The organism is Massilia aurea, assembly GCF_024753205.1.
Classification (GTDB): domain Bacteria; phylum Pseudomonadota; class Gammaproteobacteria; order Burkholderiales; family Burkholderiaceae_D; genus Telluria; species Telluria aurea.
In genome coordinates this window covers 89,434-109,027 of sequence record NZ_JANUGZ010000007.1, presented here as the reverse complement: position 1 = coordinate 109,027, position 19,594 = coordinate 89,434, and the positions used below count along the sequence as shown (strand labels likewise).

Genomic DNA, 19,594 nt, shown 5'->3' with positions numbered 1-19,594 from the left:
CCTGCCCGCTTTTCACCTGGATCTCGATCAATGACTACCCCAGAAATATGGCTGACGCAGTTTCTGCGCCAGCGCACCCTCCAGCAACCCGACGGCCGGATGTTGTACGCATATCGTCTTGAGGAACATGAGTACGTCAGCCTGCGCGACCTGGTCGGCACGTGGCTCAGCAAACATGTGCTGCGCACGACCGGCCACTTAGCGCACGGAGCTGCGGAATTGTTCGTACTGTACGGGGCCGCGTGGTGGCAGCGCGAATACGCGGGAGGCGCATGGCGTTGGGATGACGTGATCAGCTCGTTCGGCGGCAATCCAGATTGGCCCACGCAATTCCGATCCGACTGCGTGCAAATTGGACTGCAATACTGGAAGCAGCAGGTCCCCACCTCCGGGAAAAGATACTTTGGCGTGCTGGTCGAACAGGGCGGATTGCCGCGCGTCCTTCTGGCAAAGTCCAAGGGGAATATTTATGGACTGATTCGGGCCGTCCTCAAGCGTGCCGCGCGTCTCGGGGCTGAAGTCGACGAAATCGCCGTGATGGTGGCTGATTACCAGGACAAGCTGCCGCGGAGCCTACAGAACGAGACTGTTCACCTGTTGATTGCGCAAGTCGTCGGCACGGTGCTAGACCTGAAGCGCGAATTTAAGTTGAACAAAGGCGACAACGCGGTGGCGCGGCTTGACCAACTTGAGCCGCAATGGCGCGAACGCTTTCCCGTCGCCCTCGACGACCATGCAGCCATCGTCTTGCTGGGCGACCTCGTCGGCGAAGCCGCGGCGATCGAAGCCGAAACGCGCGCCGCGCCCGTGGTTGCCGAACGCTTGCTTGTGGAAGAATCAGGCGTCTACACCCTAGTCTCGCGCGTCGATTTCCCCAAGCTACTGTTGGCCGAAGCGCTCGCGGGGCTGGCCGGTGTCGAGGAAAGCGCCCTGCCGTTCCGTTTCGCAGTCGACCTCCAGCTGGACAAGCGGCACTCCGCGGCAAATGTCCGCAAGGCGTTGGGGGCGGGCTTGGCGCGCTACCAGTTTGCCGTCTCGTGCTCGCATTGGCGTGGGGATGTGGCGATGCACGAGCACTTGCTGTGCATCGCGTTGCCGGGCCGTGAGCCGGCCAGCGTGCCGGTACCCGGGGGCATGCAGATGGACCCGGGATCGCCGTGGGTATTCGTCTCCAACGGCGAGGAGTGCCCGCTAGTCGCGCAGGGTAGCACCCGGATTCGCCAGGATCATGCCTACCTGGTCATCGAAAACAGTTGGGAAATTGTCGCCGAAGGCCCGGATAGCCTGGTCGAGCGCCTGGGCCGGTTCGCCAGTGAGTCACTACCCCGGTCGGTGTTCAAGGCCCGTGGCGTGGTGCTTGTGTCGGACGGCGCGCACACATTCCGGATCCGTACCGGACAGGCCGGAGCTGAAGCTGAACGCCCGGTGTGGGAGGGGCGGCGCCTGCCGTTTTCCTCGTCGCCGTCCTTGGCTTTTTATGGCTTGCCCAAACTATGCCGTTACACTGCCGACGGCGCGCGCGCGGTAATCCCCGCCCACGAACTAGAGTGGCGCGTGGCCAGCACCGCTCGCGTGGTCACGGCTGGTGCCGCCCGCGGAACGGTTGACGTGCTGTGGCGGGTCGACGGCGAACTGCGTCTTCGCAGCAGGATGGTTATCCTCGACCGCCAGCCGCTGCGGTTTCAGTCCGGCGAATCGGTGACCCAAGGACGCATAAATGTACCCACCGGATGGGCGGTGGACGCGGTAACCTCCGAGGACCCGGCGTTGCATCTGCGCTGCACTCGCGATGCCGACTGGCTGTCGGTCGATCTGAAGACCACTGACCAGCCGCCCGAATCGGTCAAGCTGACTCTGGACTGGAAAGCATCGCCGGTGCCGTGCCGCATCACAGTGCCGTTCCCGGCCTCGGGCGGACGTTTTGTCGACCACAACGAGAACCGTCTGGATGCCGACGGCGCGATCACGCGCGACCAACTGCTCGGCATTCGCCTGCGCTTGTTCGATTCCAATCCGGATCATCCGGTACAACATAAGCTGGCCTTCTCTTTGCGCAACGGCCTCGAACGACTGGCTGCCGCCGTGCCCTCAATTGAGCATGTTGTCGCGCTGCAGGATAACCGTGCTGAAGTGCGCTTGATCGATCACCAGAACGACATCAACTCGCTGCTCAGCCAGACCGATGCGCTCGACGCAGTCGTGACTGTCGCGTTGTGGGCAGGCTGGAAGCAGGCCGCTGCACTGCAGGTGAAGCGCTATGAGTTTTCTCTGATTCCGGACGACATCGAGATCGTCGTTTCCCCATCGGACCTGACACGCCTGACCACGGCCGCCCTGTCAGGCATCGAATTGTTCGCTGTTCCGGTCGAGTCGATGCATAGCGACCGTGGGTTCAAGCTGGTGCAGCAACTGTCCGAAGGCGTGCCGACCGGGCGCTGGCCCCTTCCGCCGAACGTCCTCGACCATCAATGGCTCGTCTATCCGGCTCCCACCTCAAGCCACAATTTCAGGGCGGTCCTGGTCGATCCGGGCCAGACCCAGCTGCCTGTTCCAGTTGGCTATGCCCCCGCCCCGGCTTCGATCCTAGAAGTGCTGCAGATCGGCGAACCGATCCGGCGCCGCGACATACTGGCGCGTCGCCTCGACGCATTGGCGGATGATTACGCGCACCCCGACTGGCGGATCGTGGACGGCATCTGGAGCAATCTCGGGCACCTGACACTGCCGACGCTGGATCTCTGGCGCGCGTTCGCCATGAACCCCGCCGCGCTGGCCTCATTCGCATGTCGCTACTGGGAGAGTACCCCGCTGGACGAGGTGCTGGCGATGTGCGGCCGTTTTCACAGCGAACTGGGGGTACTCTGGGAGACGGTATCGATCAACATTTGGTCGTCCGCCTGCGTCAAGCTCGCCGCCCAATATCACGCCCTGATGCCGGCGGTGGAACCTGCAGTCCGGACGGCACTGATCATTGACCGGGTTGGTGCAACGCTGCGCTGCATCCGCCTGCACTTCCCTGCTCTTGACACCCTATTGGCGTTTGTCGCGTTCCGGCAGACCGGCCAGGAGGCGGAAACGGTGGCGCCGCTGATGCGCGCAAGGCTACAAGACTTGAAAGCACGCTTGTGGCAGGGCGAGGATGCAGCCCTCCAGACGATCATGCTGCGCAACTCCGCGGACCGCCTCCCGCCGCCCCTGTCGTTCTATGAGGATCTCGCCGGCCTAGAAATCTCGCCAGCGATGGCCCAGACGGTGTATGGCGTGCTGTGGGATCCAACCAACCTGAAGGCAGGTGTGGCCAACGTACCCGTGCTGCTCGCACTGTGCACCTGCAACGGTCTTCTTCGCAGCTGGTGGAGCGACCCCAAACGGCTGATTCAGCTGCGCCAATATCGCGACTTCGACCGCGACTGGTTTTCCCATGCCTTCGACCAGGCCGTGGCGATGTTCATCGCCGCCGGCGCTGTGTCAACCAGCCACCAGACAACCGACTGATCACTCATGAAGCCATTCTATTATTCGAAGCTACTGCCCGACATGGCAGAGCGGGCTAAATACGCCACCATTAGCCGCCTTGGTTTCAGCAACCCTGCGCTACGCAAGCATCTGCTGAAGGAATTCAACGCGCCATTCGGGCAGCCTGGTAGCTTCCTGGGCGATCCCGTTTTCGAGGCGACGTTCGGCTGGGAAGCGTCCACCGAAACGATGTCTAGCCTGGCCGGCGGCCTGCTCTCGCCAGCCCTGGTAGACGCCATGGACACGCCGCCGAAGGAGCTGCGCGACGATTACCGCTTTCCCAAAACCGCCACCCCGTACGTGCACCAATTGCAGGCTTGGCGCCTGCTGGCCAGTGAATCACCTCAGTCGGTTGTGGTCACCAGCGGCACAGGCTCCGGCAAGACCGAATGCTTCATGGTCCCAATCCTCGACCGCCTATGCCGCGAACAGCAGGTCACCCGCCGCCCGCTGGTCGGCGTACGTGCCCTGTTCCTGTACCCGCTCAACGCACTGATCAACAGTCAGCGCGACCGGCTGCACGCCTGGACTCATGCGTTTGGCGATTCGGTGCGCTTTTGTCTGTACAACGGCAACACGGAGCACAAGCTTCCCCAGCGCGAGCGCGACCAGGTTCCTAACCAAGTGCTGGACCGCGAGACGCTACGCGAGCTGCCACCTCCGATCCTGGTGACGAACGCCACCATGCTCGAATACATGCTGGTGCGCGCACAGGATGCGCCTATTCTGGAGAAGTCGAAAGGAACGCTCGAATGGATCGTCCTGGACGAGGCGCACAGCTACATCGGTTCGCAGGCGGCCGAACTGGCCCTATTGCTGCGGCGTGTATTGCACGGCTTCGGGGTTAACGCGGGCAACGTGCGCTTCGTCGCCACCTCGGCGACGATTGGCGATCCATCGGGCGAGGCCGGCAGCAAGCTGCGCGCCTTCCTCGCCGACCTGGCGGGGGTGGGTCTTGATCGAGTGCACGTGGTTTCGGGCCAGCGGTCGGTGCCCGCCCTACCGCCGGCAGACGATCGCCACCGCCACTCTTCGCTGGAAACGCTGCAGGCCCTGGCCGCCGAAGCGGACAGCGGTGAACGCCTGTTTGCCGCACTGGCTGGCAACGACACCGCAAGAACACTGCGAAACCGTTTCGCGCACCCATCGGACAATAAACCAGTCGCGCAGTTGTCGGCACTGTGCGACCTGTTGCCGACGCCGGGCCAGGCGGACACCGCGGCACGGCAAGCACAGGCTCTGCAATGGCTCGACCTGCTGAGCGGCACAACCAGGGCCCTGCCCGCGGGACGGCGTGAACCGTTCCTGCCGCTGCGGGCGCACCTGTTCCACCAGGTCCTGGCGGGTTTGTGGGCGTGTGCCGATCCGCAGTGCCCATGCAAAAGCGGCAGTCTGCTCGACGTTCCAGAGTGGCCCTTCGGCATGGTCTACATGGAACAACGCAAGCGATGTGAATGCGGCGTTCCAATGTTTGAAATCAATTCATGCAGCGACTGCGGCGAAAGTTTCCTGCCCGCGATCATGGGCCTGAAGGAGGACGGCTACTTCCTGGAAGCGACCGATAGCGATTCGGTGGACGAATTTACGCTAGAAACCGAAACGAACGATGACGACGGCGCCGAAGAAGATCCCGACACCGCCGTCAGCGCCTACAGCACTAAGGTGCTTATCGCGAACCGAATGCTGGACGGCGACGCCGGGACCAGGATCGACCGCACCACATTGCAGCTTGAGCCGGACGACGGCGCTTCCTGCCTGCGCCTGGACATCCGCGATGAGGAAGCACAAAAGGACGGCAGCATGGCACTGCGCTGCCCGTGCTGCAAGGCGGTCGACAGCGCCAGGTCGCCGCTGGGCCGCCGGGCCATCTTGGGCGCCCCCTTCCTGCTCGGACAAATCATTCCCACATTGCTCGAGTTCTGCGAGGACGGCGAACAACCGCTCACCAAGCCGTACCGCGGCAAGCGGATGATCACGTTCACCGACAGCCGCCAAGGCACCGCACGCATCGCCGCCAAGATCCAGCAGGACTCGGAACGGAATAGGATCCGTGGGCTCGTCCTTGCACGGGTTGCCAGCGCGGCCGGGGGGCCGGTGAACCCGGTCGTCCAGCAGAAGCGTGATCAGATCGCGCTGATGCAGGGCATGCTCGCGGCAGGCCCGAACCCCTTAGCGTCAGATCTGATTCGCAGCTTCGAGCAGGAGATCCTGGCGGCCAGCGCGTTCAAGCCAGTGGCCTTTAACGACATGGCCGACCACCTGACGACCAATGAACCGGACGTCAAGCGCATGCACGAGTTCTACGTGGGCCTCGACCCGGAACTCTTTAGCGGCCCGCAGGGTCTGCGGGAATTCGCAAAGATGCTGCTGGCGCGGGAATTTGCGCGTCGGCCGCGCCGAGTCAACAGCTCGGAAACGATGGGACTGGTCGCCGTGCAGTACCCGAAGTTGGCTGCGCTCCAGGCGCCGCCGGTGCTTGGCGGCATGACGCTGGACGAATGGAAGTCGTTCCTTAAGATCGCGCTCGACTTCTACGTGCGTGAAAACACCTGCATCGATCTGCCTGCCTCATGGATGAAGTGGGGCGGCAACAAGGTCCCGCGCAAATATCTTCTTGGTCCACAGTCGAAGGAGTCGGCTGGCCACCCCTTCCTAAAGTGGCCGCAGGTATCAGGCGCACGCCGCGATCCGCGCCTAGCGCGGCTGCTGGCGTATGGCCTGAAGATCGACGCGCGCACCCCGGACGGGCGCGACACGATCGATACCCTGCTACGCAAGGCGTGGGACGACCTGATTGCTTGCGGGGTCCTTCAGGGCAGCCTGAGCGGGGGCTATTTCCTGACCTTCGATGCGATGGGATTCGCGCCGATCACCCACGCTTGGATCTGCCCGGTAACACGGCGCATCCTAGACACGACATTCAGAGGCGTCACGCCGTACCTGCCGCGCGAGGGCCCAAGCCCTGCAACGGCCGAGTGTCGCGTAATTACATTGCCAAACTGCGCCTTGCTGTCACAGGGCTTTTCGTCGGAAAGCGAACGTCTAGAGGCAATCCGGGGCTGGCTGGCGACGACTCCCGAGATTACCAGCTTCCGCGAGGAGGGCGTGTGGTCTGACCTGAGCGATAGGATCGTCGAAGGCGGCGCCTATTTCCGCACGGCCGAGCACTCCGCCCAACAGCCGGCGCGCCGGCTCGGCACGTACGAACGCGAGTTCAAGTCTGGTTATCTCAACCTGCTGAGCTGCTCCACCACGATGGAAATGGGCGTCGACATCGGCGGCATTTCGGTTGTCGCAATGAACAATGTGCCGCCGCATCCTGCCAACTACCTGCAGCGTGCAGGCCGCGCCGGCCGCCGCAGCGAAACCAGATCGGTTGCACTAACCGTCTGCAAGAACAACCCGCATGATCAGTCGGTATTCGACAATACGCGCTGGCCCTTCGACACCAGCCTGCCCTTGCCAGCCATCTCGCTGTCGAGCAGCGCGATCGTGCAGCGCCACATCAATTCGATGCTGCTGTCGCACTTCCTGCGCACGCGGGCGGGCACCGGCGGAATGGACCTCAACAAACTCGATTGCGCCTGGTTCTTCCTACCCCACGGCGCAGCGCTGGTCGATCAGTTCTGCACCTGGGTCGAGAATTTCCTTGAGAAGAACGAGTCGGGACTGGCGCAGGGTCTGCGCTCGCTGATCCGGAATACCTGCTTCGACGGCACCATGGCTCTCGCCGGACTGGCGCAGGTGGCCGCAGCCGAGATGCGACGGGTACGCGACGGCTGGCACGCCGAATACGCCAGCATCGACGCACGCATTGCCGAGTTTTCGTCGACGGCGACGCAAAAGGAAGCCGCGTGCAAGGCTCTGAGCATCCAGCGCAGCCGTCTGGCCGCCGAATACCTGTTGTCCGAACTGGCATCGGAGGGCTTCCTGCCCGGCTATGGATTCCCGTCGCACATCACCTCCTTCGATACGCTGAACATAGAGGAAATCAAACGCAATAGGCAACAAACCACACACCGCGAGGACAACCGCATGCGCCACCGCGACCTGCCCAGCCGCGACCTCATTACTGCACTGCGCGAGTATGCTCCGGGCTCCGACGTAGTGATGGATGGCATGGTATATCGCAGCGCGGGCATCACCCTCAACTGGCATGCACCTGCGGCCCAGCAACAGGTGCGAGAAATACAGAACATCCGCATCGCCTGGCGTTGCCGTTCGTGCGGTGCGAACGGCACGGAACCGAACGTCGATTCGGCCTTGCATTGCGCCGAGTGCGCGAAACCGATCTCAGCCGATGGCATCCGAAAATACCTTGTGCCGGCAGGCTTTGCAGTCGACTTGTACGCGGACATTCACAACGACGTGACGCAACAGCAGTTCATCAAGCCACAGTCGCCCTGGATCCACGTGGCCGCCGAATGGGCATCGTTGCCGAACGCGCGCCTTGGCCGTTTCCGCGCCAGTCCCGAAGGCTCGGCTTATTTCCATTCGTCGGGCGAGCATGATCGTGGCTATGCGATCTGCCTGAAGTGCGGCCGCGCGGAACCGATGGGGGATGAGAGCGCCGCAACGGTAGCCAACGGCCACCTTCCGGCCGTGTTCCGACACCCGCACAAACCGCTGCGCGGCAAGCGCGGTGGAGAAAGCGTCCTCTGTTCGGGCAGCGACGAGCCGTGGTCGATCATGCCGCGCCTGCATCTGGGACACGAAGTACGCACCGACGTGCTTGAGTTGCAGCTCAAAAGCGTGGAAGGCGACCTCCTGCAGGATGAAACGGTGGCCTTCTCGCTGGCGGCCGCGATGCGCGCCGCGATCGCCGACATGCTGGGAATTCAATCCGACGAACTCGGATGCGCCACCAAGGAAGTGCGCACGGATGGCCGCGCCATCTGCCGCTCGATCCTGGTCTATGATAACAACGCGAGCGGCTATGTCAGTGCGGTCAGCGGCCGCATTGATAGCGTATTGCGCAACGCGGCGCGCGCCCTGCACTGCCCAAAATCGTGCGACAGCGCATGCCAGCATTGCCTTGACGACTACGGCACCCGCTTCCAGAAGGAGCTGCTGAATAGGCACGCGGCATTGGCCTTCCTTACCGACAACTGGATCCGTAACCTGCAACTCCCCGCCGAAGACGCGTTTTTTGGCCCCGAGCGCAGCTGCGCCGAATACCAGCCGCTCGCCGAAGCGATTTGGCGCGAGCTGGCCGCACCGGGCAGTACGTCGCTCCAAATCTACCTGCATGGCGATGTCGCCGAGTGGGATCTGGCGGTCTCGCCCCTGCGCAGCTACCTGCACCGCTGGATCGGCAAGAACAAACCGATTACCTTGGTGCTCGCGGAGTCGGCCCTGCACGCGATGTCATCGCAGAATCGTCAGATTCTCGGTGGGTGGGCCAGCCTCGAGGCGGTCAGCATTGCCACCTGCAAGGGAGCCCTGTCCATTAGCGGCGGAGCCTTGCTGGCCCAGGTGGGCGGCGCCAACGGCACCGTCACATGGGCCACCGGGGAGGCTCTGACGGGACGTCCCGACCCGCACTGGGGTGCAAGCCTGGGGCGGACGCTGGTGCGCGGCCTCGGGCTGGTGCCGGTTGCATCTTCCACGGTGCCGGTTAGCGAATTAATGCCTGCAAGTCAGGCCAACAGCTATCAGCTCCGGATTGCGGACCAATGGAACGGCAGCCTGCAGGGTTTCGGCGACCGCTTCTGGCGCGACCTGTTCGACGCCTACCCAGAATTGGCCTTGCCTTTCGAGCGATCGCACAACAGCATCGTCGGCGTCTCGTATCGAGACCGATATCTGAACGCGCCGTTGCCGGTGGCACTGCTGTTAGAGGTGATCAACGGCTTGAAGCGGCGCTTCGCCGATCAGTGGGAGCCGCAGCAGATCGCGATTGAAACCGTTCCACTGGGCGTTGCTAAGCCCGGCGCCCCGGTCCCGCGGCTAGTCTGGGTAGACTGGACCGACGAAGCGCTACGCAAAGCAGCCGTAGAAGAAGCGTTCGCGTATTGCGGCATGCCTGACATCACGTTTGCGCTGATCAAGAAATACGATGCCGAGCACGCACGGACGCTGGACATCGCATTCCACGACGGATCGGGAGTGGTGATTCGGTTTGACCAGGGGCTTTCGTACTGGAAGGCGGCCACTTCGCGTCCCGGCGCGGGGGACGCACGCGACCACAACAACGAGTTCGATTTTTCGCAGCCGTCGGCGCAACAGGGGGGAAAAATCGCGGAACTACGCACTGGTTTGGTTAACCCCAACTACCCGACCTTCCTATACGCGCACCGGCGCTGACCCATCGAAGGCGCCCGTCGGAACTGCTCGGCGGGCGCCCACTGCGGCGCCCGCTTTTCTCGTCTCGCGCCTATCCCTCATTCTCGTCAAACGTCACGCCTAGCTTCTCGGCGCGGTTACCAAACGTTTGGTAGTGGATGAATCCCAGCAGTTCAGCCGCGCGTTTTTTCTTGTTCCCGCATTGCTGAAGCGCGCGCCGGATGTAATGCCGAGATACTTCGTCCAGAAGCGCTTGCAGATCAAAGCCCGGCCCGAGCGAGCGATTGAGAACGTCTCCATCACGGCCGCGCACGACCAGAAGCGAACGCTCGATGTCGATCTCCTCAATGACAGCGCTTCCCGACCAGATCACAGCGCGCAGCAGCGTATGGTAAAGCTCACGAATGTTCCCAGGCCAATTGTGGGTGTGCAGCAGCGCTCTCGCGCCTGACGAAATCTCTTTATGATGAGCCTCTGGTCGTTCTGCTACGTCCGCATTGATCTTTGCCAAGAGGTAGTCGACAAGCAGGTCCAGGTCGCCTTCGCGTTCACGCAAAGGCGGTAGCCGCAAAATACCGACTGCCAGCCGGTGGAAAAGATCCTCGCGGAAGCGGCCCTCCACAACGTCCCCGGCAAGATCGCGATGCGTCGCGGCGATGACACGCACATTGACCTTTACCGGCGTCGACGCGCCAAGCGGTGTAACCTCCTGCTGCTGTAGCGCACGCAAAAGGCGCACTTGCGCATCGAGGGGAAGATCGCCGATCTCGTCCAGGAACAGGATGCCTCCCTCGGCCTCCCGGAAATGCCCAAGACGATCGGCCACAGCGCCGGTAAACGCTCCTTTCTTGTGACCGAACAGTTCGCTGTTCACCGTTTCCTTCGGAATCGCACCGCAGTTGATGGCGATGAACGGCTGATGACGGCGACTGCTGGCACAGTGGATTGCTTCTGCAAACAGCTCTTTGCCCGTACCTGTCTCGCCCAGGACCAGAACTGGTACGTCGTGTGCAGCCATCTTGTGGGCGAGCGTGACTTGCTCCCGCATGGCGCGGCTGCCATGGATAATCTTGCCGAATTCGGGCGCGGGTTTCGGCTCGTCGTTGCTCAGACGTGAGATCCGTTCACTGCTTCGCTGGAGGAACTCGGGCAGGAATTCGTTAGCGAGATCGAAGAAGAAGTCGACTCTTTCCAGTCCCTTTTCTTTCGATGTCTGGATTAACTTCGCCGGGAAGCGCGTTTTTGCCAGGATGATCCATACCGCAGCCATCGCAGGCGTACCCGGACTCAGGTGATAGGTAAGCTCGACCTCCTTGCGCGGAAGCCCCGATTGCTTGAGTTGGGCACAAACCTGCGAATAAACGCTCGAATAATCAATCGGGCTTGAAAGGTCAACGTGGTAGAGATCGGTACCGACGCAGCCTGTCACTTTCTCCATCCACTGGGCATATTGCCGCGTACGCTCGTAGTCGTAATTGGTCAACAATACGATTCGGTCGAACGCCGGCTCGTGCAGGATTACTGCTGAAGCGATGGGCCCGAGTTCGTTGGCGCGCTTGCCTTCCGCAGCTTCATGATCCGCGTTGCCCACCCAAGAAATCAGCCATGATTGAGTGCTCATTCTCGCTACTTCAACGGATTTACGACTGGCACCAAACGTCCGTCATTTTGCTCGATCACAATTGTCGTAATCCTCAAGGGTTCCTGTGGAATTTTCAGCTCAAAATTCCTGTATTGCCCTTCGGCGCATAGAACCTGTTCCGGTAAGTTAGCCTCTAATCGATTGATCAGCGCACCAAACAACTGGGCGTGCGAATCCGGATCCAAAACCTCATTAGTGGTTGCGACGCCCCGCTCCTCACCGTGGCCAAGATGGATTACTCCATAGTTATCCGGAACCGGCTCCCACTGGGCCGTCAAAAAATCTGATTTCGCCAGGGCGCGCAAGACTGACAACTTGTCAGCATCATTCCCGTGCAGCGCATAGCATTTACCAGCAAGTCGCCGTATGTAGCCTTCGTCATCCGAATAAGCCCAAAGGTTTAGCACAATCTCCGCTTGCTCATGTGAAGGTCCGAGCACAGAATCCTCTTTAATTTCTAATATGATGAACTGTATCGGTTCTCTCAGCGCCACTTGAGGTACAAATTCAGTCATGGCATTTGCGATAGACAAAAGCCTTTAGTAATACTGCCGGATGTAGCTGTAGGCATTTTCGAACAGCTCCTCGTCGGCGTGCAGCTTGTACTTGAAGAGGGCCTTGCGCAGTGCCTTTTTCACCTCACGCTCACCAGCTTGCGTCCCCTGCCAACCGGGGAAGCGTACCAAACGGACGATCTCGTCGATGTCCACGACCACCCGCTCAACAATAATTGGCGTATCGGCGGTCTTGACCTCGTTGAACAGCTCGGTCAACGCCGCCTTGCCGCGATTCTCGTCCTCTTCCGGCGGGATTTCCTTCTCCGCCTGCACAGTTTCCTTGGCGATCTCTAGCAACTGTTTCAGGAATTCCACGCTGTTGATCTGCCCGGACTCGAAGCGGTCCTTCAGTGCATCGAGCCGTTCCGACAGTTGCTTGAACTTGAGATTGCCGCCATGCCCGCGAAGCCGGCGCTGGAGCTTGATCTCAATTTCCTTAGCTTTCTTCGGATCCGGATTCGAGAGCACTGCTTCTAACAAATCGGCATCCAGCACCAAGGTATCGAGGTCGTCACGCACGGCATCCACGTGCACGTGCTGATGGATCAGTTCAATGGTTTTGGCACCGAGCGAATGCCAGATCAGTTTACCGTGGCCGCTAGAGGGTTGTACCGACTGGTACACCTGCGACAGCCACTTGTAATCTTTCTCGAAGGGCCCAAGCACTGGGCCTGGTGACAACGCTTCCCAAATCCTGTTGAGAACGCTGTATTCCGCGGCAAAGTTATCGCGCACCTCGTTATTAGGCAAACACTGCTGAGCGGCGATCAGGCCCTCATAGCCTTGCACGGTGCGGTCACAGCCGGCAAAAAATGCCAGGCACTTTTGCATGGCCTCAGGCAGTTTGTCCTTCAATTCCTGAATGTTGCTGACCACCTGCTTGACGCTCTGGTCGTCAAACTCGAGCGCCGCCGCCACATCATCAAAGATGCCGAGGTAGTCCACGATGAGGCCGTGCGTCTTCTCTTCGGAGTATGTGCGGTTCACCCGGCAGATCGCCTGCAGCAGCGTGTGGTCACGCAGTGGCTTGTCCAGGTACATCGCCTGTAGGATCGGTGCGTCAAAACCAGTGAGCAGTTTGGCGGTAACGATAATCAGCTTCAGCGGGTCGGCTGGGTCGCGGAAGCGGTCCAGCAATCGTTCTTCCTCGTCACGTGAGCGGTCATAGGGCGCGTACTCCGGATGTTCCTTCTTGTCGGTTGCCTGCACCGACATTACGATGTCCGACGCCTCCGGCGGCAGCAACTTGTCCAGTACCGCCTTAAATAGCAGGCACGACTGACGATCAAAGGCAACGATCTGTCCCTTGAAGCCGTTCGGCTCCACCTTGGTCTGGAAGTGGTGGACAATGTCCTCGCACACTTTCTGGATGCGTTCTGGCGTCTTCACCAGCACTGCCATCTTGGCAGCAGTCTTGGCGAGGTTGTCTTTGTCCAAGTCCGACAGGCCGCCAGTTAAATCCTTGTAGGCCGCATCAAGGGCGGTCTTGTCGATGTGCAGATCGATAAGGCGCGGTTCGAAATGGAGCTCCAGTGTGGCGCCATCGCGGATCGACTCCTCGAAGCTGTACCGACTCATGTAGCCCTTTTCGTCCTCGTCGGCACCAAAGGCATAGAAGGTGTTACGGTCGGCGCGGTTGATTGGCGTTCCGGTGAGTCCGAACAGAAACGCGTTGGGCAGGGCCTCGCGCATCTTGCGTCCCAGGTCGCCTTCCTGTGTGCGGTGGGCTTCGTCCACCAGCGCGATGATGTTGCTACGGTCGTTCAGGCTACCGGTGGCCTCGCCGAACTTGAAGATTGTCGTGATGATGATCTTGCGGGCGTCCTGCGCCAGCAGTTGCTGAAGCTTCTCGCGCGTGTCGGCTTTTTCGAGATTGGGGATGTCCGCGCCGGTAAAGGCGCTGGTAATCTGCGTATCCAGATCGATCCGGTCCACCACGATCAGAACGGTAGGGTTTTTCAGACCCGCGTGCATGCGCATCTTTTGCGCCGCAAACACCATCAATAAGGACTTGCCCGAACCCTGGAAGTGCCAGATCAGCCCCTTCTTGGGATAGCCCGCCAGCACGCGCTCGACCAGCTTGTTAGCGGCTTCGTATTGCTGATAGCGGCAGATGACTTTGATACGGCGCTTTTTCTTGTCTGTCGCGAACAATGTGAAGCTACCGAGGACGTCCAGCACCACATTCGGCCGCAGCATACTCTCGGCCGACAGCTTCAGCGACTTGAGCGGATGCTGCTGCGCATCGCCGCCATCCAAATGCCATGGCCCCCAATCCTTGACAGGCAGTCCGATCGAGCCGTAGCGGTACGCCTTGCCCTCGGTTGCCACCGAGAACACGTTGCAGACAAACAGTTCGGGGACGAATTTCTCGTAGTCTTCGTGCACCTGCACCGCGCCATCGAACCAGCTGATGGATTTCTTGACCGGGGTTTTGGCCTCGATCAGCACCAGCGGCAAGCCGTTGACCAACAACACCAAATCGGCACGGCGCTCGGTAGGTCCCGCGCGGAAGGTGAACTGCTGGGTGACGATGTACTGGTTCTGTGACAGGTCGTCCAGGTCGATCAACCGTACGGGTACATGTTGGTTGTTCTGACCGAAGGGCATGGAGCGCTCGCCGCGCATCCAGGCGGTCATTTCCTCATTCGCGCGGATCAGGCCGTCCGAGCGCACTGACAATACAATGGCGCGCAGTTTGTGGAGCACTTCGTCGGCGCGGTCGGGCTGGGCGGCGATCTCAGGGTTCAAGCGAACTAACCCTTGATACAGCCAAGACTCGACCAGCACTTCGTGAGTCTGGCGCGGCACGTCAGCCGAGGCTTTATAAAGCCAGCCAATGCCTTTGGGACTCGGGCCGTAGCTGGCGAGAGGTTGCTGCACGGCGGTGGCCGGAACGGTTTTGACTGCACCGGCCAGCAGGTCACGGACATACGCCTCTACGCTATTTGCTTCGTTAAACAACCATGCCTCCATTAAGTGCGTTTTGCCGAGCAATAGCGAGTTGGCGAACGACGTCGTTCTTGCGAGCAACTATAGATCGAATCGCATGATCGATTTCTTCCAGTTCGTCAGCAAGTTCGATCTGCTGGGCCAGATCACATGCAGGAATCGACACTTTGCGGAGGTCGCCCAAGTTAATTCCTTGTACGGCAAGACCCATCGTGTTGGCTTTAACTTGGGCTACGGCATTTGGTGACTCAAGCATGTAACGCACATATCGGGGATCAAAATGAGAACTGATCGTTAATCGAGCCGTATCTTGCGTAATCTGCGCACCCGAGAGCGTATCAGGCACGAATGCCATGCGACCAACAGTACCTCTAATGGAAAAGAGCAAGTCACCAGGAAGCAGTCTTGATCGCTTATAGCCTTTTTCAATCTCAGGAGACGTCAACAACAGGTCCCCTTCCAACACAACGCCGTTAGGAAAATCTCTCACTTTAATAACAGGAATACCACCAGCATAGGCCAGGCCCGGTTTCACAATCCCATAAGTGATCGGCCTCCCATCCGCTACCACAGAGTCAAGAGTGACAGTCTTCCCTTTCCTAAGCGTCTCAGCCCTATCAAATAGAAGCGATTTTTGGAGCGCTCTAGCTGATGTCTCCAAACTTTGTAGCGCATCTATTGCGCCCACGTATCCTTGAAGAAAAATCGTAACTTTCTTCTGCGAGGCTAAATCTGGCAGTGCGAATTCAAAGTCCGCCAAGCTCGTCCAGTTAGTACGCGGGCTCAACGATCCTGCAGATGTACCCACTGCATGTTCAAAAAAGGCGTCGGTCTGGCAAATAAACGGAAGCAATTCAGGCAGCAAAACCTGCGCGTCTTTGGCTTCCATTACATATATGTCGCCAGAACACACGCCAGCAAAATCCGCGACAGCCACCTTGCGCTGGTAGGCGCGCCGCTTCCCAAACAGCACCTGCCCAGGCTTAAACACGCTGGTGAAACTCACACCATCCGTGACATTACCCCAACTGCGGATCCGCAAGTCGCCTGGCTCTAAATGCTCCAGCCCGAGGTATCGTTCGAAACCGTCAGACAACGGGTCTTGGCTACGGGCTTTTTCGAGTCGGACCACATCGCCAAATTTCACCCGTTGCCAGCTTGGCTCCAAGGCCCTTTCGATCTCGTCATACACTCTCAATGCCCTCCGTGATTGGTCCATTCAGTATTTCTACTAGCGCGTCCATCTGCTGCCAGAAGGCGCGGCTATCGGCTTGCCATCCATCCCAGGCAGAACGCATTGATTCCGCGTCACCGTTGTTGTCGATTGCAGGCGCGACTACATGACGCTTCACATAGAGCGGGATCGAGAGATTACCCTGGTTGGCGCCGATCTGGGCCAGTGTGGCGACCTTGGCGAAACGCGGCACATCCTCAAAATTTTTATAGGCGGCTAAGATGCTCAGCTGATGTTCGGGTTTCAGGAAACTCTGCGCACGTTCCCGCGTAACCTTATTCACCGCATCAATAAAAATCACCTTGTCTTTGCGCGCAGCAGGTTTATTCCGGTTGCAAATGACGATGCAAGACTCCATCGGGGAGTTGTAGAACAGGTTGGGACCGAGGCCGATTACGGCCTCCACCCAGTCCTGCTCGATCATCTTGGCGCGCATGGACTGTTCTTCGTTGCGGAACAGCACGCCGTGGGGCCAGAGCGCGGCACTACGCCCCTTCGATGTCAGGCTAGCCAGGATGTGCTGCTGGAAGGCATAGTCAGCACGGCCTTGCGGCGGTGTGCCCAGCAAATTACGTCCCCACTTGTCGCTGCGCCATGCGTCGCGATTCCATTGCTTGATGGAGTACGGCGGGTTGGCCAGGATTACGTCGAACTGGCGCAGACAGTCGCCTTCAATGTGCTTCGGGTCCGCCAGCGTGTCGCCCCGAATGATTTCGAAGTCCTCCACGCCGTGTAGGAACAGGTTCATGCGGGCGATGGATGAGGTAATGAGATTGCGCTCCTGCCCGTAGAGCTTAAGTGTGCGGTATTCGCCGCCGGAGCGTTTCACTTCGTCCAGTGCCGAAATCAACATGCCGCCAGTGCCGCAGGTGGGGTCGTAAATAGACTCGCCAGCCTGTGGGGCCAGCAGTTGCGTCATCAGGTGGACGACGGTACGGTTGGTGTAGAACTCGGCCGCCGTGTGCCCGGAATCGTCCGCGAACTTCTTGATCAGGTACTCGTAAGCGTTGCCGAGCTCGTCCTCAGGCACGTTCGCCACCGACAGCGTCTGCGTCGAGAAGTGCTCGATAAGGTTCTTCACCGTTTCGTCGGGCAAGCGCTCACGGTTTGTCCAAGGTGCATCGCCGAAGATACCGTCGAGCATATCCGGATTGGCCGTTTCGATGGCGCGCATCGCCTTCTGGATGGCGGCGCCGACGTTCTTGGGTGCGTGGCGCACGTCGCTCCAATGCGCGCCTTCCGGGATTTGGAAGCGGTGGTTCTCAGCGAACTGTGCATAAGAGAGGTCACCACCTGAGCTAGCCAGCGCCGCCCGATATTCCTCTTCCCATACGTCCGAGACGCGCTTGTAGAACAACAGCGGGAAGATGAATTGCTTGTAGTCGCCCGCGTCGATGAGGCCGCGCAGCAGGACGGCGGCACCCCAGAGATAGCTTTCCAGCTCTTGCTGGCTGATTCGTTTGCTTGGGTGACTCATTGCAGCCATCCCCCTTCAGTCATAACCTGCGCGAGGCGCTCTTCGGCGTCACGACAACGGGCGAGCGCGTCCTTGAACGCCGCGATGGCGTCAGTTAGCGGCGGAATGTCGTCTTGTAGCGGCGGCAGCACGTAGCGCGAGATGTTCAGGGTCCAGTCTTCGGCTTTGATCTCGTCGAGGGTCACCACTCGCACCGCGTCCTGCACATCGGCCAAGCCGCGATACCAACCGAGGATGCTTACCGCATGCTCCGGCTCGAGATAGTTTTGCGCGCGACCGCCTCGGAACAGGCGTGACGCATCGGCGATCAGCACCTTTTTCTTGAGCTGTGCCGGCTTGCGCTTACGTAGGACGAGGATAGAGGCGGCAAGGCTTGTGCCGTAGAACAGGTTGGGGGCAAGTCCGATCACGGCCTCGATCAGGTCCATTTCGAGCAATTTCTGTCGGATGCTGCCTTCCGTCCCCTTGCGGAACAGCGCGCCTTGGGGCAGAACGACCGCCATCCGGCCGGTTACGTCGGCCATAGATTTGACCATGTGCTGCACCCACGCGAAGTCCCCGCTCGACGATGGGGGCAGTCCCGCAAAGTTTCGGCCGAACGGATCGTTGAGCCACTGCTCCTCGCCCCACTTTTCAAGCGAGAACGGCGGGTTGGCGATCACGCAGTCGAAGGTCGCCAGCCGGTCGCCTTCGAAGAACGCCGGGTTGCGCAGCGTGTCCCCGCGCACGACCTGAAAATCCTCAATCCCATGCAAGAACAAGTTCATCCGCGCGATGGCTGAGGTCGTAAGGTTCTTTTCCTGTCCGTATAACTTGCCCCACAGGCGCTTTACATCGCCGTGCATCTCCTTGACGTGCTGCACCGCGGCCAGCAACATGCCGCCGGTACCGCAAGCCGGATCATAGATGGTCTCGGCTTCTTTCGGGTCGAGCATGTCGATCATCAACCGCACCACGCTGCGTGGGGTGTAGAACTCGCCAGCCTTCTTGTTCGTCGCGTCGGCAAACTTCTTGATCAGGTACTCGTAGGCGTCGCCGAGCAGGTCCGAATCGACGTTCTTGTTGCCAAACGGCAGCTTAGAAAAATGCTCGATCAGGTCTTTAAGCAGCTCATCCGACAGGCGGTACTTGTTCGACCACTGCGCATCGCCGAAAACGCCGTAAAGGCTTTCCGGGTTCGCTTTCTCGATCTCGCGCATGGCGCGCTGCAAGGCGGAGCCGACGTTGCTCGCCTTGGCGCGTACATCGTTCCAGTGGCAGTCTTCGGGGATCTGGAAGCGGTGCGACTCCGGGAACCAGGCCAGCTGCTCATCACCAGTGTCATCGACGATCTCCTGGTATTCCTCGTCCCACACGTCACAGATGCGTTTAAAGAACAGCAACGGGAAGATGTACGTCTTAAAGTCAGCAGCATCCACTGGACCGCGCAAAATGTTGGCGGATTCCCACAAGTGACTTTCCAGCTGACCCAACTTGATTTTTTGGTCGCTTACTTGCCCTTCTTGCCCTGGATTTTTCTGCTCCGGAACTTCGAGACTTTCGTCCAGCAAGTCTTTTTGATAGGTTCGATACATGTTCATCGTCGAGGTAGAATTTCAGTATGGCATCATATATCAGCTGGCCAGGCTATTCCGGGGTCAACGAACAAAAAACAGCGCATCCACCAGCCTTGCAGGCCGGCGCGGCCACCTTCAGGCCAAAGTGACTCTCGAGTGTCCAAACATTGCCATCGCCATGGCTAGGCGCGGGCTTCGCAGCACGGTTGAACTTCCTCATCGTACTAGCCACAGGTCGGCACTAGGAACAAATCCGTGATTCCAGCCGCAGTACAGGCACCGCTCGGTACGCCCGGTATGTAGCATCGTTGCCGCTGGTACAGCGCCTCCCTGGAGATTGCTGCAGTGCCAGTTTGACAACCGAACTGAATCCAT

8 protein-coding genes are annotated in these 19,594 nt (G+C 59.9%); 2 read left to right on the top strand and 6 right to left on the bottom strand.

Going from position 1 to position 19,594, the window contains the following annotated elements:
- The first annotated feature begins 30 nt into the window (after window positions 1–30).
- Together NX775_RS22825 and NX775_RS22820 are read left to right on the top strand one after the other, a co-directional pair.
- On the top strand, window positions 31–3,495 hold the full coding sequence (locus NX775_RS22825; RefSeq protein WP_258838067.1) for an STY4851/ECs_5259 family protein: 3,465 nt from the start codon (window positions 31–33) through the stop codon (window positions 3,493–3,495).
- A gap of 6 nt (window positions 3,496–3,501) precedes the next feature.
- Window positions 3,502–9,822: a DEAD/DEAH box helicase family protein gene (locus tag NX775_RS22820; RefSeq protein ID WP_258838066.1), complete on the top strand. Its 6,321-nt coding sequence runs from the start codon at window positions 3,502–3,504 to the stop codon at window positions 9,820–9,822.
- A 70-nt stretch (window positions 9,823–9,892) separates the two neighbouring features.
- On the opposite strand, the gene NX775_RS22815 is transcribed toward NX775_RS22820, so the two are convergent.
- The 6 genes from NX775_RS22815 to NX775_RS22790 are packed head-to-tail and all read right to left on the bottom strand — an operon-like array spanning window position 9,893 to window position 19,237.
- Entirely contained in the window at window positions 9,893–11,422 is a 1,530-nt protein-coding gene (locus NX775_RS22815) for an RNA repair transcriptional activator RtcR family protein (RefSeq protein WP_258838065.1), read from the bottom strand.
- 5 nt (window positions 11,423–11,427) lie between these two features.
- Window positions 11,428–11,958 (bottom strand): hypothetical protein, encoded by a 531-nt coding sequence (locus NX775_RS22810; protein ID WP_258838064.1) that lies wholly within the window; start codon window positions 11,956–11,958, stop codon window positions 11,428–11,430.
- A gap of 24 nt (window positions 11,959–11,982) precedes the next feature.
- Window positions 11,983–14,964, bottom strand: a complete 2,982-nt coding sequence (locus NX775_RS22805; protein ID WP_258838063.1) for a type I restriction endonuclease subunit R — start codon at window positions 14,962–14,964, stop codon at window positions 11,983–11,985.
- Window positions 14,957–16,144 (bottom strand): restriction endonuclease subunit S, encoded by a 1,188-nt coding sequence (locus NX775_RS22800; RefSeq protein ID WP_258838062.1) that lies wholly within the window; start codon window positions 16,142–16,144, stop codon window positions 14,957–14,959. Before NX775_RS22800 ends, NX775_RS22805 begins: the two co-directional genes overlap by 8 nt.
- Window positions 16,137–17,663: a type I restriction-modification system subunit M gene (locus tag NX775_RS22795; RefSeq protein WP_258838061.1), complete on the bottom strand. Its 1,527-nt coding sequence runs from the start codon at window positions 17,661–17,663 to the stop codon at window positions 16,137–16,139. The genes NX775_RS22800 and NX775_RS22795 overlap by 8 nt, the downstream gene beginning before the upstream one ends.
- Window positions 17,660–19,237, bottom strand: coding sequence for a type I restriction-modification system subunit M (locus tag NX775_RS22790; RefSeq protein WP_258838060.1), 1,578 nt, complete (start codon window positions 19,235–19,237; stop codon window positions 17,660–17,662). The genes NX775_RS22795 and NX775_RS22790 overlap by 4 nt, the downstream gene beginning before the upstream one ends.
- Window positions 19,238–19,594 lie beyond the last annotated feature (357 nt).